Here is a 16,151-nt window from a genome sequence, read left to right on the forward strand (position 1 = left end):
TTCGGGCGACTATGCCTGGAATGGCGGCATCTTCGCCTTCCGGGCCGGCTTCTTCCTGGACGAGCTGGCGCGCCACCGCCCCGAGATCGCCGCCGGTGCGCGCGCGGCGGTGGCGGGCGGGCGCAGCAATGGTGCGCATTTCCATCCCGATCCCGCCGCCTTCGCGCAGATCCATTCGGAAAGCGTGGACTATGCGGTGATGGAAAACACCGATCGCGCGGCCATGGTGCCGGCCGCGATGGGCTGGTCCGACATCGGCAACTGGGAAGCCCTGCACGAGGCGCGCGCCCGAGATGCGGCCGGCAACCACGTGACCGGCCCGGCCGAACTGATCGACTGCCGCCATGTCCTGGTCGATACCGATGGCCCGCGCGTGAACGTGATCGGGCTGGAGAACGTGATGATCGTGGTCGATCAGGGCGAGATCCTGGTCACCAGTGCCGCCGGCGCGCAGAAGGTCGGCAAGCTGCACGGCGCCAGCAACCAGTAACCTGGCGGGGTGCCTTGGGCGCCGGTCCGTTGACACTTGCGCGTGGCGTTTGTGCCCGCCAGCCAGGCCGAAAAAGGCTTGTCCGGAAAGCACCTGACCGGCCATCGGCCGGGCACGCGTGTGACCTTTCGCAGCACAGCCGGTCACGGCCCCGCGAAGGATGCCCGGACCAGGCGAGAGAAACGGCGGGACGGATCGGGACATGGCCGCGATCTGGCCACAAGTCTTCCGAGTAGGACAGAGTCCGGCAGGGGCGCTGCCCGCCTGGCCCGCCCCGCCCGCCATGGCTTGATCTTGCGGACACGGGCACTAAGAGGCGCGCAGTCCATGACGACGGGGCCGGCGATACGCCGGTTCCGCCCCCCGACACAACCGATGAGGTCGACCTTGGCCATCGTTTCCGAGATCATGCAGCAGTCCGGCGTGGCCTTCGGCACCAGCGGCGCGCGCGGACTGGTGACGGCCATGACCGATCGGGTGTGCTATGCCTACACCACCGGCTTCCTGCAGTTCCTGATCGAGGACGAGGCCTGGCAACCCGGCGGGCGCGTCGCGTTGGCAGGCGATCTGCGCCCCAGCACGCCGCGCATCCTGGCCGCCTGTGCCGAGGCGATCCGCGATGCCGGGGGCGAGCCGGTGTTCTGTGGCTTCGTGCCGACCCCGGCGCTGGCCGACTGGGCCTTCGCCCGGGGCATACCCTCGCTGATGGTCACCGGCAGTCACATCCCCGACGATCGCAACGGCATCAAGTTCTACCGCCCCCATGGCGAGATCCTGAAGGCCGACGAACCCGGCATCACCCGGCAGGTGGTGGACCTGGACCGCACGCGCTGGACCGCCGAGGGCATGCTCGATGCGCCGCGTCCCCTGCCCGAGATCACCCCCATCGGCGCGGGCTATGTTGCGCGCTATGTCGATTTCTTCGGCGACACGGCGCTGCAAGGGCGGCGGATCGGGGTCTACCAGCACTCCGCAGTCGGCCGCGACGTGCTGGTCGAGATCCTGACCGCACTCGGCGCCACGGTAACCCCGCTGGGACGGGCCGAACGGTTCATTCCGGTCGATACCGAGGCCGTGCGGGCCGAGGATATCGCGCTCGCCCGCAACTGGGCAGAGCGCCACGGGTTCGACGCGATCGCCTCGACCGATGGCGACAGCGACCGGCCGCTGCTGGCCGACCACACCGGCGAATGGCTGCGCGGCGACGTGCTGGGCGTGCTCTGCGCCCGTGCGCTGGGGTTGTCGTCCGTGGTCACGCCCGTCAGCAGCAACACCCTGGTGGAAAAGTGCGGCGCCTTTGCCCGGGTGCACCGCACCCGGATCGGCTCACCCTTCGTCATCGCCGCCATGGATGCGGCGCTGGCCAACGGCGAGGGGGCCGTCGGCGGCTATGAGGCCAATGGCGGGTTCCTGCTCGCCTCACCGCTCGATCGCGCAGGCCGGCGGCTCGGCGCGCTGCCGACCCGCGATGCGGTGCTGCCGATCGTCGCCGCGCTGGTCGCAGCGGGATCGGGGACATTGCGCGAGCTGCTTGACGGCCTCCCCCCGCGCGTGACCTTCAGCGACCGGATCGAGGCCTTCGTCCCCGAACGCCGCGATGCCCTGATGGTCTGGCTCCTGCCCGAGGACGAGGCCGCCCGCCACGTCCATCTCGACGCGGCCTTCGCGCCGGTGGCCGGGGCGGGACTGACCGCCATCGACCTGACCGACGGCGTTCGCCTGACCTTCGCCAACGCCCGGGTGATTCACCTGCGCGGCTCGGGCAACGCCCCGGAACTGCGCTGCTACACCGAGGCGGAGGACCAGGGCGCGGCGCAGGAGCTCAACCGTGCCGCGCTGGAGGTGGTGGCGACGGTGGTGTGAGGCATAAGGTGCGGGCGGAGGCGGGCCCGCGACCGGGCTGACGCCCGCACCAGAACCAACCTGGAGATACCGCGACGCCGCTGTTCGGTCCGGACAAGTGGGCGGACGTCAGCCCCGGACATTCTCCTCCTCGGTCCACCAGCGGATATCGGTGGCTCGGCCGCTCGCCCGAACGATGACTTCCACAGCCTTGGCCAAGTCTTCGACCCGTTCCCCGGTCGCAATCTTCTTGAACCATCGCCGGACAAATGGTCGTGACGGCTCGATGAAGCACAGCACGCCGTCCGGAAACTCCTGATAATGGCCGCACCCGATCCACAAGGGGAAGGCCGCATTCTGCAATGAGACCCGCCAGCCCCAGTCTTCAGCGGAAACCCCATCAACCGTGAAGCCATGATCGGGCAGCCGATCCGCCAGATACCGCGCGATGATCTCCCCCTGGACCCCATCATCAGACTGTTCCGCCAGGAACGTCGCGGCACGAAATTCAAGGTTGGTCCGCATGGCTTGCTGTCACCCTGGTCTTCGATCGAGAGGAAGGCCTGCCAGTCCACCGCCTTCCCGATTCGTATATCGACCGACAGGAAACCGGTCAGCCGGCTATTTCACCACCACCCCGCCCTTCATCACATGCGCGACCCGCTCCAGCACGCCGATGTCGGTGAGCGGATCGCCCTTGACCGCGACCATGTCGGCATAGTGGCCTGGCGAAAGTGCGCCGACATCCTTGCTCCAGCCCAGCATCTCGGCGCTGGTCACCGTCGCGGCCTGGATCGCCTGCATGGGCGTCATCCCCCAGCGCACCATGTAGGGGAACTGGCGCGCGTTGAGCCCGTGGGGGAAGATTCCGGCGTCGGTGCCGAAGGCGAGCCTGACCCCGGCCTTGACCGCCTTGCGGAAGCCTTCGCGCTGGACCTGGGTGGTTTCGGTGTTCTTGCGCAGGTAGTCTTCGGGATAGTGCTCGCGCCGGCCGACCTCGTCGGTCCAGTCGCCGTTGTAGATGTCCATGTCGAGGAACACGCCCCTGGCCTTGGCGAGCGCGATGCCGTCGTCATCGATCAGACTGGCATGCTCGATCCCGCGCACCCCGGCGCGGATCGCGGCCTTGATCCCCTCGGCCCCGTGGGCGTGAGCGGTAACCCACGAGCCGCGCGCCCGGGCGACCTCGACCGCGGCCCGCATCTCATCCTCGCTCAATTCCTGCTGCCCCACCGTGGTGCCGATCGCGAAGACCGCGCCGGTGGCGATCAGCTTGATCGAGTCCGCGCCATGCTGGAACAGGTAATTGACCTTCTGGCGGACCTCGGCCGGGGAGGAGACCACCCCCACGCGCAAGTCCGCTGGCAGGATCACGTCGGGCGCCAGCCCGGTGACCTCGCCGCCGCCGCCCGGTGCGGTGACATAGGCGCCAACCGCGGACATGCGCGGCCCGATCACGTCGCCGCGGTCGATCGCGTTGCGCAGCTCGACATCGGCAAAGGCCCGGTACGATCCGACATCGTGGACCGTGGTGAACCCCGCCAGCAGCGTGGCCCGCGCATTGCGCGCGCCGAGATAGGCGATCTCCATGGGCGAATGGAGCAGCGGCTCGGCCGGGTTGTTGGTCTGGTCGGCATCGGCGAGGTGGACATGCATGTCGATCAGCCCCGGGAGCACGGTGTAGCCCGACCAGTCGACCACCACAGCCCCGGCCGGCAGCGGCGCGCCGGTGTCGGGGGCGATCGCGACAACGCGGCCGTTCTCGACCCTGAGCAGCCGCGCGGCCTCGACCACGCCGCGTTCGGGATCGATCAGGCGACCGGCGCGGACATAGAGCGACGAGGCTGGCGCTGCGGTCGCAACCGGCTCGGCATATCCCGGACCGGACAGCAGCAGGAGAGCCACCGCGCCGCCCAAAGCCTGCTTCGCCAAACGACGTCCCTGCGATGTGCCGCGCATGGTCACTCCTTCTTGGGGTAGGGCCGCTCGCCATAGTCCTCGCGAACGATCTCCCTGCCAAGGTCTCCTAGCTTGTCGCCGATGTCCCAGATATCCATTTCCGGGGCGCCTGGCCGGAATTCGTCGTAGTAGCCCGTCTTGCCGATCAGGAAAGTGGTCAGGGGCGCGTCCCGACCGAGATCGTCCTCATCCTCTGACCAGGTGCCGATGGCCAGATCATAGGCTTTCGAGCCGTCGCCGTCGTCCACCGTGCTTGGATCGAGCGCCGTCAGCATGGCATGGGCCTGGGCAACGGTCAGGCTCAGCATGTTGACTCCGTTGAAAACCGGCTGGGCAGGCGCAAAGAACTCAGCTGCCTGCAGGTGGTACTCCAGATCGTACTCCAGACGGATCCCGAGATCGAAGTACCAGTCGCGAGGCTCCATCCCGTCGCGCAGGTCATCTTCATAGGGTGGCATGGAAAACCGGGTGCGGGTCTGATCGCGGGTCATCCCGAACTCGATGCCGTCAAAGCCCTTCAGCGGAAAAATCTGATAAGCCATGCTTTGTATCCTATGCTGCGGCCATAGGCGATGGCCTGTTCGATGGCGGCATCGTACTTGTTGCCCAGCTTGCGGCGGATGAAGCGGGCATCCATTTGCATGGCGGCAATAATGCCCTGCTTCTGGATCCGGCCATTCACCAGGCGGGTGTACCGATCCGACTGGCCGCCCTTGCCCCAACTGATGGTAAGTTGATGATCAGCGGGCAGCATCGAGATGGTCGGCGCTTCCCACTTCGGCAGGGCCTTGAAGCGCTGGGCAATCAGGTGATGCGCATGGTTGCCGTTGGGCTGGAGCTTGCGCACCACGCGGTAGGCACCGCCGAGCGGCTCGGCGAGCCGTCCGGCAGCCCCCACCGTCTCGGCCGCCTTCCCGATTTTGCCGACCATGCCGCCCACCGGCAGGGCCCCGGCGACGGCCAGATAATCGCTGGTGGTCGCCTGACCGGTCGCGATCCTGGCGGCCCCTGCCGCCACGTCGAGCGGGGCGAGGCCGCTCCGGCCCAGTTCGAGCACCTGCGCATCGGCGAAGCGGTAGCGCTTGTCGAGCAGGGCGCGATTGGCGTCGAGCCTGGTCTGGAAGTCGGCAAGGTCCGCTGCCACGGCGGGCGCCGGGTGGGGTCCGGCCTGGGCGCGAAGCCGCTCAAGCCAGGCCTGGCGCTTGTTGAGCTCGAAATAGGTGTCGGCCGTGCTGGTCCCGGATGCCACGGCGTTGCGGACGAGTTTGCTGCTGAAACCGGACGCGGGAGGCTTCGGCGTGGGACTGCGGCTCTGGCGGACCGGACGCGTCGCAGCGGGCGATGTCGCCGGAGATCGGGACGCAGGGCTGGCGGGCCCTCGATCCGGTGCCGCTCCACCCGGACCGAAGGTGAACCGGCCCAGGCGATCGTGCCACGGGTTGAACTTGACCTCGTGCCGGGCGAGCCATTCGGTGCGGGTCAGCCGTTCTCCCGTGCGGAGGTAATGGGCGAAGGCCTGTTGATCGGCGGATCGGCCGGTGAATGGGGCGGGACATGGCATGGCTGTCTCCCTGGCTGGAGACAGAACAAAACAGGATCAAAAACTCGGCACCATTGTCCTTGTGGCTTATCCGCTACCCTTTTCGAGAGATTGCCAGCGCTTCTGTCTTTTCTGGCAGCGCTTGCGCAAAGAGAGCTCAGCGATCCGACGAGCCCTACCCCCTCAATGAAAGTCCCGCGACTTCGGCAGCACGCGCACATCGCGCGGGTGGCGGCGGACCGAGGCGGGGATCGGGTCGCGCCCTAAATGCCCATCGTCCTCGGGCTCGCCCAGCCGGTCGAGCAGGGTCGAACGATCGGTGATGCGGCGCGCCATCAGGTGGACCACGCCCTCGTCGCTGCGCTGCACTGTCCCTTCGATCTGCATCAGCCGCGCCGCCATCACCGCGGCGCGCTGCGGCTCCAGATCGCGCGCCCAGAGCAGCGCGTTGACGATCCCGCTTTCGTCCTCGATCGTGATGAACACGGCATTGCCCTTGCCCGGGCGCTGGCGGGTCAGCACCACCCCGGCGGTGCGCACCCGGCGTCCCTCGGGCGCGGCGTTGACCTCGGCGCAGGTCAGCACGCCCTCGCCGCGCAGCCGCGCGCGCAGGAAGTCCAGCGGATGCGCCTTCAGCGACAGGCGGGTGGTCTGGTAATCGGCCACCACCTCCTCGGCCCCCGTCATCGCGGGCAGCGCCGGATCGGGCTCGGCCCCCAGTTCGGCAGCCGCGGCGAAGGCGAACAGCGGCAGTTCGTCGGGCGGGGTGCGGCGCACCTCCCACAGCGCGGTGCGGCGCGAATGGCCGAGCGAGCCCAGGGCATCGGCATCGGCCAGCTTGCGCAGCGCCGGGGGCGGCAGCGCGGCGCGGCGGGCGAGGTCCTCCACACTGACGAACGGCGCCTCGGCCCGCGCGGCGACCAGCCCATCGGCCCAGGCCTGGCGGAACCCGTCGATCCGCGACATCCCCAGCCGCAGGGCCAGCGCCCCGTCGGCCCGCCGCTCCAGCGTCGAATCCCAGGCGCTGGCGTTGATGTCGATGGGGCGCACCTCCACCCCGTGCTCGCGCGCGTCGCGGACCAGCTGGGCCGGGGCATAGAAGCCCATCGGCTGGCTGTTGAGCAGCGCGCAGGTGAACACCGCCGGGTGCCGGCACTTCAGCCATGACGAGACATAGGCCAGCCAGCCAAAGGCCTGGGCGTGGCTTTCCGGGAAGCCGTATTCGCCGAAGCCCTTGATCTGTTCGAAGCAGCGCTCGGCGAAGTCGCGGTCATAGCCGCGCGCCACCATGCCCTCGATCAGCTGGGTCTGGTAATGGCTGATCGTGCCGCGGTTGCGGAAGGTGGCCATGGCCCGACGCAGCCCGTCGGCCTGGGCCGGGGTGAACCCGGCGGCGACGATGGCCAGCTTCATCGCCTGCTCCTGGAACAGCGGCACGCCCAGCGTCTTGCCCAGCACCTCGTGCAGCTCGTGCGGATCGTGCGGCGGGGCGGGACTGGGGAAGATCACCGCCTCCTCGCCATTGCGCCGCCGCAGATAGGGGTGGACCATCCCGCCCTGGATCGGGCCGGGCCGCACGATCGCCACCTGGATGACCAGATCGTAGAGCTCCCTGGGCTTCATCCGCGGCAGCATGGCGATCTGGGCGCGGCTTTCGACCTGGAAGGTGCCGATGCTGTCGCCGCGGCGGAGCATGCGGTAGGTCTCCGGGTCCTCCAGCAGGACATGCTGCAGATCGTGATCGCCCAGCCCCTCGGCGCGGAGCAGATCGAAGCTCTTGCGGATGCAGGTGAGCATGCCCAGCGCCAGCACGTCGACCTTCATCAGCCCCAGCGCGTCGATATCGTCCTTGTCCCATTCGATGAAGGTGCGGTCCGCCATAGCGGCATTGTGGATCGGCACCAGCTCGTCGAGCCGCCCTTCGGTCAGGACGAAACCGCCGACGTGCTGCGACAGGTGGCGCGGATAGTCGAGCAACTGGTCAACCAGCGCCTTCAGCCGGGCGATTTCGGGATTGGCGAGGTCGAACCCGGCCTGTTCGACCCGCTCCTCGGGCAGGTCGCGGCCCCATTGCCCCCAGATCGTGCCGGCCAGCCGCGCGGTGACGTCCTCGGTCAGGCCCAGCGCCTTGCCCACCTCGCGGATCGTGCTGCGCGGGCGGTAATGGATCACCGTCGCGACGATCCCCGCCCGCTCGCGGCCATAGCGGGCATAGACGTACCGCATGATCTCCTCGCGCCGCTCGTGCTCGAAGTCCACGTCGATGTCGGGCGGCTCGTCGCGCTGCTCGGACAGGAAGCGCGAGAACAGCAGCTTGTTCGCCACCGGATCGACCGAGGTGATCCCCAGCAGGTAGCAGACCACCGAATTGGCCGCGCTGCCCCGCCCCTGGCACAGGATCGGGGGTTCCAGGCTGCGCGCGTGGCGGACGATGTCGTGCACGGTGAGGAAATAGGGGGCGTAGGCCTTGGCCCGGATCAGGCCCAGCTCATCGTCGATCGTCGCCTGCCAGCGCGGGGGCAGACCCTCCGGGAAACGCCGGGCCGCCTCGGTACGGACCATGTGCTCCAGCCAGTCCTGCGGGGTCCAGCCCGCCGGCACCGGCTCGTGCGGATATTCGTAGCGCAGCTCGTCGAGGGTGAAGGTGACGCGGGCGAGCAGGTCGGCGCTGGCGGCGATCGCCTCGGGGCAGGCCCTGAACAGCCGCGCCATCTCCGCCGGGGGCTTCAAGTGCCGTTCGGCATTGGCGAGCAGGCGGCGGCCGGCGGTAGCCACGGTCGTGCCCTCGCGGATGCAGGTCATCACATCGTGCAGCGGCCGCGCCTCGGGCTGATCATACAGCGCGTCGTTGGTGGCGAGCAGCGGCACCCCGGCCCCGGCGGCAAGCGCGCGCAGCCGGGCCAGGCGCCGCGCATCGGCCCCGCCGCGCAGCATCGTCGCGCCCAGCCAGACCCGGTCCGGGCAGGCCGCACGCAGCGTGCCCAGCAGGGCCGCATCCGCCTCCAGCGCAATCAGCAGCAGGTCGTCCGCATGGTCCAGCAGGTCGGGCAGATGCAGTTCGCACTCGCCCTTGTCGGCGCGGCGGTTGCCCAGGGTGAGCAGCCGCGTCAGCCGCCCCCAGCCCCGGCGCGTGGCGGGATAGGCCACCACGTCGGGCGTGCCATCGGCAAAGACCAGCCGCGCCCCGACCAGCAGGCGCAGGCCCTGATCCTTCAGGCCAAGATCCTTCCACGCGATATGCGCCCGCACCACCCCGGCCACGGTGTTGCGATCGGCGATCCCGATCCCGGCCATGCCGAGCTGCCCGGCGCGCAGCACCATGTCGCCGGGCTGGCTCGCGCCGCGCAGGAAGCTGAAGCTGGTGGCGGCGACCAGCTCGGCGAAGGGGGGTGGGGTCATTCCGGAATCCCTCTTCGGGCCACCTTCCACCCATAGGGAACTGAGGCACTGGCCTCACCCGCTCTCTCCCCTTCAGGGGAGAGATACGCAGGCTTGCCGGCCTGCCGGCTAGCCGGAGTTGAGAGGGGCGAGCCCGCGCGCCCCCCTCTCCCAACCCTCTCCCCTGAAGGGGAGAGGGCCAAGGCACCCCGCCCCTTCACGCGAACAGCCCGTGCATGTACCAGCGCGGGGCCGGCTTTTCGTCGTAGAGGCCGTGGCGGAACAGCCAGTAGCGGTGGCCGTGCGCGTCCTCGATCCGGTAGTAGTCGCGGGTCAGGCCGCCCTGCCCCAGTCCCTCGCCGCCGCGCCGCCGCCACCATTCGGCAGCGATCCGTTCGGGGCCTTCGTACAGCCGCACCTCGTGGAGCTGGCGGCGCCAGCGGAAGCGGTGCGGCGGGCCATCGGGCACCTCGGCGATGACCTCGACCGGCTGGGGCGGATCGAACAGGACGATCGGCCGCAGCGGCGGTTCGCCCGGGGGCGGCGCGGGCCAGCGCAGCGGGGCGGAGACCTGGCTGGCCGGCACCGCCTGCTGGCCGCGCTCGGGAATGTGGCTGTCGTGCGGGACCAGCCGCAGCAGCCCGCCGGGGCCCAGCCGCGTGCTCAGCCGGTCGATCAGCTCGGCCAGGACCGCGGCGGCGCTTTCGCGCCCGTCGAGCGCGGGCTGCACCGCCGCCAGCGGCTCGGCCAGGGGAATGCCCAACACGATGCTGTCATAGCCGAACCCGGGATCGAGCGGATCGGCCAGCGTGCCGATCCGTTCATCGAACAGGCGCAGCACCAGCGCGGGATCGCGGGTCGGTGCGCCGGTTTCGATCTGCAGGCGGTGGCGCGCGCCGTCGCTGCGCAGCAGGACCAGGCGGAAGCGCCGCCCGCCCAGCCCGCGCCGCTCCAGCGCGCCCGCGGCCTCCTGCAGCAGGTCGTGGAAGCAGGCGGCCACGGCCCGTTCGTGCGCGACCGGTTCGGCAAAGCGGCGTTCGAAGCGCAGCGGTGCGGGCTGGGCCATGGGCGCGATCGGGCGCGCCTCGTCCCCCAGCAGACGGCGCAGCGCGGTGACCGCCCCGGCCCCGAACCGCGCGGCCAGGCTGGCGGCGGGGCGCGCGGCGCAATCGCCCAGGGTCTTGAGGCCCGCCCGGCGCAGCGCCAGCGTCGCCTCGGCATCCAGCCCCAGCGCGGCGACCGGCAGGGCGCGCAGCGCGGCGCCTTCGTCCGTGGCGGGACCGGGGGTGTGGCGGGCCAGCGCCAGCGCCGCTTCGGGCGTATCGGCGCGGGCCAGGCGGCAGGTCAGGCCGAGTTCGGCCATGCTGTCCTCGACCAGCCCGGCCAGGACCACCTCGCCGCCGAACAGGTGATCGCTGCCGGCGCTGTCCAGCACCACGGCATCGGGCGGAACCGGGGTGACCAGCGGCGACCAGCCCTGGCAGCGCCGCGCCAGCCGCTGCAGCAGGTGACGGTCGGCCTCGGGATCCATGTCCGCCACGGCCAGGTTCGGGTGGCGCGCGCGGGCATCGGCCAGGGTCAGCCCGGCGACGATTCCCAGCCGCTGCGCCGTCCGGTCGACCGCCGCCAGCCGCAGCGCCCCGCCGACGCGGGTGACGAAGGCCAGCGGCGGCGGGGCTCCGGCCTCAGGCGGCGCTGCGCACGGCGGCGCGATCAGGTCCTCCCCGCTGGCGCCCTGTTCGATCCGCCAGCGATCGGCCGGCAGGAACGGAAACCACAGCGCCAGGTAGCGGCGCCTCACGGAACGTGCGTTGCTCACGATGCCACTCCAGCCGCCAGTCGAGTCCGCAGGGACCGGCCCGCTGGCGCAGCAAGACAAGGTCGAAGGTCGGCGCGCCCGGGGCCTGGCCGGGGAGCGCCTGCGAAGGGGCCGAGGCGACCTGCCAGCGGGTCTGGGCCGCGCTCGGCACCGGCTGGGCCTCGATCCGCAGCAGCAGCAGGGTCACCCCGGACCGCTCGGCCGCGAGCGCGAGACGGCGGCTGGCGGTCAGGTCCAGCTCGGGCAGGCGGCCCCAGCCCTCGATCACCACCAGCCCCGGCGCGGCACTGCGCAGGGCATCGGCGGCGCTGCGCAGCAGGGTCAGCGTATCGGGGACGATCCCCAGCAGCAGTTGCCCCGGCGCTCCGCCCAGGTCGCTCCACCCACTGGCCTGGAGCACCCCGGCCTTGCCCAGCGTGCGCGACGAACGCAGCCACAGCACGCTGGCCTGATCCCCGGTCATGCCCGCGGCAAGCCCCACCGCCAGGCCGCGCACGGCCCCGGCGTCGGCCTCGCTCGCGGCATAGAACTCGTGCACCCGGCCATGGGCAAAGCCGCCGCCCAGCGCCGCGTCGAGCGAGGCCACCCCGCTGGCCCAGCGGCGCGGATCGGGCGCGGGCGGCAGGGGACCCGAATCGGTCGGAAGGGTGGGCGCGACTCTCATGATGTTCCTATTATGTTCTTATGGAGTGGGAGAGATCAAGAGGGGGCTATCCTTTCGGCCAATGGGGCAGGGTTGCCCCACTTCGGGCATGACAAGCCCGGCCGATTGGCCTATGCGCCCGGCCGCATGTCCGTGCTTCGCGCCCTGCTGCTGCGTCATCGTGCCCTGGCCCTGCTGGTCCTGGCCGCGACGCTGTGCCTGAAGGCCATCGTCCCAGCCGGCTACATGGTCGAAACCGGGGCGCGCGCGATCACCGTGCGGCTGTGCAACGATGCCAGCGGGCTCGCCGCGCCCCAGGCGATCACCATCCCGATGAAGCCCGACGCCGCCCCCCATCCGGGCGATCCGGACGGATCCAAGGCCACGCCGGGATGCGCCTATGGCGCGCTGAACCTGGCCCTGCTGGGCGGAGCCGATCCGGTGCTGCTGGCCCTGGCGCTGGCCTTCATCGTCCTGCTCGGCTTCGTGCCGAGCCCCCGGCCCGGCGCCTCGCGCCCGGCCTATCTGCGCCCGCCGCTGCGCGCGCCCCCGGCCCTCGTCTGATCGCCTGACCGGCCTGATCGCCTGACAGATCCACCCGGTCCGACCCATGCCTCCGCCCGCCCGGCGGAGACTTCAGACGCATTCCCATTCCAGGGGCCAACCCATGAAGACCTCGCTTGCCGCCGTCGCCACGGCGCTGCTGACCACAACTCCCGTCCACGCCGCTGACACTGCCGAAGCCGATACCATCATCGTCGTCGGCCAGACCGACACCCCGGTCACGGTGGTCCCACGCGGGCTGGCGATCTCGCTCAACCAGGAGAACTTCGACGCGATCAACGCGATCAACGTCGAGGACCTGATGAAGTACACCCCCAACTTCTTCGTGCGGAAGCGCTTCGCCGGGGATGACAACGCCGTGGTCGCCATGCGTGGTGCCAACACCGTGCAGAGCGCCCGCACGATCGTGCTGGTCGACGGCTTCGTGGTGTCCAACTTCCTCGGCAACCGGTTCGATTTCCCGCCCAAGTGGAACGTGGTCGGCCCGGCCGAGGTGCGCCAGTTCGATATCGTCTATGGCCCCTATTCCGCCCGCTACAACGGCCATGCGATGGGCGGGGTGATCTCGGTCACCACCCAGACCCCGCGCGAGGGCTGGTCGGCCACCGGCACGGTCCAGACGATGCTGATGCCGTTCGAGGAATACGGATTCGACCAGACCTTCCGCGGCTACAGCGTGGAGGGCGCGCTGGGATACAAGCAGAAGGACGGCCCCTGGTCGGTCCGCGCCAGCTTCCGCCACTTCGAGAACACCGGCCAGTCGATGACCTACAACCTGCTCCAGCGCGGCACCGGCGCGGCCACGGCCACGGTCACCGGAGCCTTCGTCGACCCCCGGCTGATCCGTCCCGCAGGGCTGGCCGCCAATGCCGAAACCGCGGTGTTCGGCGCGGCCTCGCCGGTCGACGTCGCGCAGGACCAGGCCCGGCTGCGGATCGGCTACGAAACGGCGGGCGGCTGGGAGATCAGCGCGCTCGGCGTGTTGTGGCAGACCCGGCAGGACCTGACCGATCCGCGCTCGTGGCTGGTCAACAGCGTCACCGGCGCCCCGGTCTACCAGGGCAATGTCAGCTTCAACGGGGTGACCTACAACGCCTCGGGCCTGACCTTCTCCACCACCCGCCGCACCGAGTACCTTGCCGGGCTCAAGCTGGCCGGCCCGCTGGCGGGATGGGACGTTGCGATCAACCTCTCGCGCTTCTGGATCGACAAGCAGGACGTGCGCGCCTCGAACGACTATCTGACCGGCGCGGCGAGCGGCGCCGGACGCGTGACCATCGGCAACAACCCGGGCTGGTACACCGGGGCGCTCAGCATCGAGCGGCGGCTGGGCGGGCACAAGCTGGCCTTCGGCGCCGACGCGAACCACTATGCCACCTCGACCGACACCTACCGCGTCACCAACTGGCGCACGGCCGCAGGCGCGGCCTATGCCAATTCGAGCTATGGCAAGACCAGCTTCTGGGGGCTGTGGGCCGAGGATGCGATCGATCTCGGCGCGGAGGTCGTGCTGACCGCCGGGCTGCGCTACGATCGCTGGCGCGCCTTTTCCGGGGGGCTGGGCACGGCCGTGGCGGGCAACCGCACGGATGCCCGCTTCGCGGACCGGACCGATGCGGCCATCAGCCCCAAGCTGAGCCTCCAGGGCGCGCTGCCGGGCGGGCTCGAGGCGCAGCTCAGCCTCGGCCTGGCCACGCGCTTTCCCACCGTGGGCGAACTGTTCCAGGGCAGCCAGGACACCACCGGCAACCTGATCGCGACCAGCTTCAACCCGTTCCTCCGGCCCGAGCGGTCGCGCGATGCCAGTCTGTTGCTGCGCCGCGCCTTCGGGCCGCTGCGGGCCACGGCCAGCCTGTTTTTCCAGGACGTGAAGGATGCGGTGTTCAGCTTCCAGGGCACCCTGCCCGACAACACGCTGTTCAGCGGATTCCAGAACGTCGACCTGGTGCGGCAATACGGGGTCGAGCTGATCGTGGAGGGCCATGACGTGCTGGTGAAGGGGCTCGACCTGGACGCCAACCTGGCCTGGATGAGCGCCCGCACCCGCCGCAACCGCGCTGATCCAAGGGCCGAAGGGGTGCAGTTCCCGCGGATCCCGGCCTGGCGCGCCAACGGCAACCTGCGCTACCGCCTGGCCGAACCGCTGCGCGCTTCGCTCGGCTGGCGCTATGGCTCGCGCCCGAACTCCGACCTGCTCGGGCTCCAGCGCGGCCGGGCCTTCGGCTTCCAGTCGGAATACCTGCTGTTCGACACGCGGCTGTCCTGGGCCTTCACCAGCCAGTTCGAGCTGAGCGCTGGAATCGACAACCTGTTCAACTACCGCGCCTATGTCGCCCACCCGCTGCCACAGCGCACCCTGGTGGTCGATCTCAAGGCCAGGCTGTGAGGAGCGCCGCGATGAGCATCACCAACAGCAGCTCCGCCTCGGCCACCACGCTCTACCGCACGATCTGGCGGTGGCATTTCTACGCCGGCCTGTTCGTCATCCCGATGATCCTGGTCCTGGCGCTGACCGGCGCGGTCTACCTGTTCAAGCCGCAGGTCGAACGCTGGGAGGAGCGCGCCTTCCAGAACCTGCCGATCGCCGAGGCCGTCTCCCCCGACGCACAGGTCCGCGCCGCGCTGGCCGCATTCCCGGGGGGGCGGCTCCATTCCTACCGCGTCCCGGCGCAGGAGGGGGACGCCGCGATGATCCACCTGGCCCTGCCCGATGGCGCGATGCGCGATGTCTTCGTCTCGCCCCGGGGCCGGGTGCTGGGGGCGCTCGATCCGGACACACGGATCATGCAGCTGGTCCATGACATCCATGGCCAGCTGCTGCTGGGCAAGCGCGGTTCGTGGCTGGTGGAACTGGCGGCGAGCTGGGCGATCGTGATGATCGTCACCGGGCTGATCCTGTGGTGGCCGCGCGGACGCGGGCTGGCCGGGGTGATCTGGCCCCGCCTGACCCTGGGACGGCGGGCAGCCTGGCGCGATCTCCACGCGGTCACCGGGTTCTGGGTCTCGGGCCTGGCGCTGGTCCTGCTGCTGACCGGGCTGCCCTGGGCGGACGTCTGGGGCAGCGCCTTCAAGACGGTCCGCACCGAACTGGGCTGGGTCAAGGGCGCGCAGGACTGGACCATCGGCGGCCGCGCGCCCGATGCAGTAGACCCGCATGCCGAACACGATCACGCGGCGATGATGGCCGGAATGAAGGGCATGGACCCCGGCATGAACCACGCGGCGTCCGATGGCTCGATCCCGGCCATGCCCGGGATGCAACACGTACGGCTGTCGCGGATCGTCGCGCTGGCCCGCAGCGAGCGCCTGCCCTTCCCGGTGCTGGTCGCCCCGCCCGGGGCACCCGGCCGGTTCGGCAAGGGCCAGGGCCACGACTGGGTGGTGCGGTCCGATACGCCGAACCGTCCCTTGCGCGTGACGATCGTCTACGATGCCATGACCGGCAAGGAAAAGCGCCGCGAGACCTTTGCCGACAGCCATCCGATCGACCGGGTCGTCGGCTATGGCGTGGCCTGGCACGAAGGGGCGCTGTTCGGCGCGATCAACCAGGCCATCGGCGTGCTGACCGCGCTGATGCTCGTCACCCTGTCGGTCAGCGGCTTCGTCATGTGGCGGCGGCGCAAGCCTGCCGACCGGCTCGGCGCACCACCCCTGCCGGAGCGGTCGATGCTGCCGCGGCTCGTCCCCGCGGTCGTGCTGCTCGCGGCGGTCCTGCCGTTGCTGGCGCTGTCGCTGGTGGGGGTGATCGTGCTGGACCGGCTGGTCCTGCCGCGCCTGCCCCGGATCGGCGCCTGGCTGGGAGTGCGGCCCGCGGCAGGATAGGCCCTGTTCCCCCCGGGGATCAGCGCCGCCGCGATCCCCGGGGGCGGCGCCCCGCAACAACGGCGGGGGAGCCGGACGGTGCCCAAGGAGGACG

General features: G+C 70.3%; 12 protein-coding genes. 5 read left to right on the forward strand and 7 right to left on the reverse strand.

Annotation, left to right across the window (positions count from 1 at the left end; all coding sequences use genetic code 11):
• Both H7F49_RS16210 and H7F49_RS16215 read left to right on the forward strand, forming a co-directional pair.
• Window positions 1-490, forward strand: a 490-nt coding sequence (locus H7F49_RS16210; protein WP_268958981.1) for a sugar phosphate nucleotidyltransferase, incomplete at its 5' end; no start/stop codon positions are given.
• A 387-nt stretch (window positions 491-877) separates the two neighbouring features.
• The gene (locus H7F49_RS16215; RefSeq protein WP_328806817.1) at window positions 878-2,353 is read left to right on the forward strand and encodes a phosphomannomutase; all 1,476 of its coding nucleotides are present in this window, start codon (window positions 878-880) and stop codon (window positions 2,351-2,353) included.
• Window positions 2,354-2,461: 108 nt separating this feature from the next.
• Here the strand turns inward: H7F49_RS16215 and H7F49_RS16220 are convergent, their stop codons facing one another.
• The 7 genes from H7F49_RS16220 to H7F49_RS19625 all read right to left on the reverse strand — a co-directional run bounded on the left by H7F49_RS16220 (window position 2,462) and on the right by H7F49_RS19625 (window position 11,692).
• Window positions 2,462-2,857, reverse strand: coding sequence for a hypothetical protein (locus H7F49_RS16220; protein WP_185684624.1), 396 nt, complete (start codon window positions 2,855-2,857; stop codon window positions 2,462-2,464).
• 96 nt (window positions 2,858-2,953) lie between these two features.
• Complete coding sequence (locus H7F49_RS16225) at window positions 2,954-4,291, reverse strand: Xaa-Pro dipeptidase (protein ID WP_185684625.1); 1,338 nt, start codon at window positions 4,289-4,291, stop codon at window positions 2,954-2,956.
• Between the two features lie 2 nt (window positions 4,292-4,293).
• A complete protein-coding gene (locus tag H7F49_RS16230; protein WP_185684626.1) occupies window positions 4,294-4,833 on the reverse strand; it encodes a hypothetical protein in 540 nt (179 codons plus the stop codon).
• Window positions 4,809-5,852, reverse strand: a complete 1,044-nt coding sequence (locus H7F49_RS16235; protein ID WP_185684627.1) for a hypothetical protein — start codon at window positions 5,850-5,852, stop codon at window positions 4,809-4,811. Before H7F49_RS16235 ends, H7F49_RS16230 begins: the two co-directional genes overlap by 25 nt.
• Before the next feature lie 162 nt (window positions 5,853-6,014).
• Window positions 6,015-9,230: an error-prone DNA polymerase gene (locus tag H7F49_RS16240; RefSeq protein ID WP_185684628.1), complete on the reverse strand. Its 3,216-nt coding sequence runs from the start codon at window positions 9,228-9,230 to the stop codon at window positions 6,015-6,017.
• 196 nt (window positions 9,231-9,426) lie between these two features.
• Window positions 9,427-11,010 carry a Y-family DNA polymerase gene (locus H7F49_RS16245; RefSeq protein ID WP_328806818.1) on the reverse strand — a complete coding sequence of 528 codons (1,584 nt, stop codon included), beginning with the start codon at window positions 11,008-11,010 and terminating at the stop codon, window positions 9,427-9,429.
• Window positions 10,895-11,692 (reverse strand): ImuA family protein, encoded by a 798-nt coding sequence (locus H7F49_RS19625; protein WP_235982258.1) that lies wholly within the window; start codon window positions 11,690-11,692, stop codon window positions 10,895-10,897. The genes H7F49_RS16245 and H7F49_RS19625 overlap by 116 nt, the downstream gene beginning before the upstream one ends.
• A 126-nt stretch (window positions 11,693-11,818) precedes the next feature.
• On the opposite strand from H7F49_RS19625, the gene H7F49_RS16250 reads away from it, so the two are divergent.
• From H7F49_RS16250 to H7F49_RS16260, 3 genes are all read left to right on the forward strand, one after another.
• Complete coding sequence (locus H7F49_RS16250; RefSeq protein ID WP_185684630.1) at window positions 11,819-12,235, forward strand: hypothetical protein; 417 nt, start codon at window positions 11,819-11,821, stop codon at window positions 12,233-12,235.
• A gap of 103 nt (window positions 12,236-12,338) precedes the next feature.
• The gene (locus H7F49_RS16255) at window positions 12,339-14,621 is read left to right on the forward strand and encodes a TonB-dependent receptor (RefSeq protein ID WP_185684631.1); all 2,283 of its coding nucleotides are present in this window, start codon (window positions 12,339-12,341) and stop codon (window positions 14,619-14,621) included.
• An 11-nt stretch (window positions 14,622-14,632) separates the two neighbouring features.
• Window positions 14,633-16,057: a PepSY-associated TM helix domain-containing protein gene (locus tag H7F49_RS16260; protein ID WP_185684632.1), complete on the forward strand. Its 1,425-nt coding sequence runs from the start codon at window positions 14,633-14,635 to the stop codon at window positions 16,055-16,057.
• Window positions 16,058-16,151: the final 94 nt, after the last annotated feature.

Origin of the sequence: Novosphingobium aerophilum (assembly GCF_014230305.1) — a bacterium.
GTDB classification, from domain to species: domain Bacteria; phylum Pseudomonadota; class Alphaproteobacteria; order Sphingomonadales; family Sphingomonadaceae; genus Novosphingobium; species Novosphingobium aerophilum.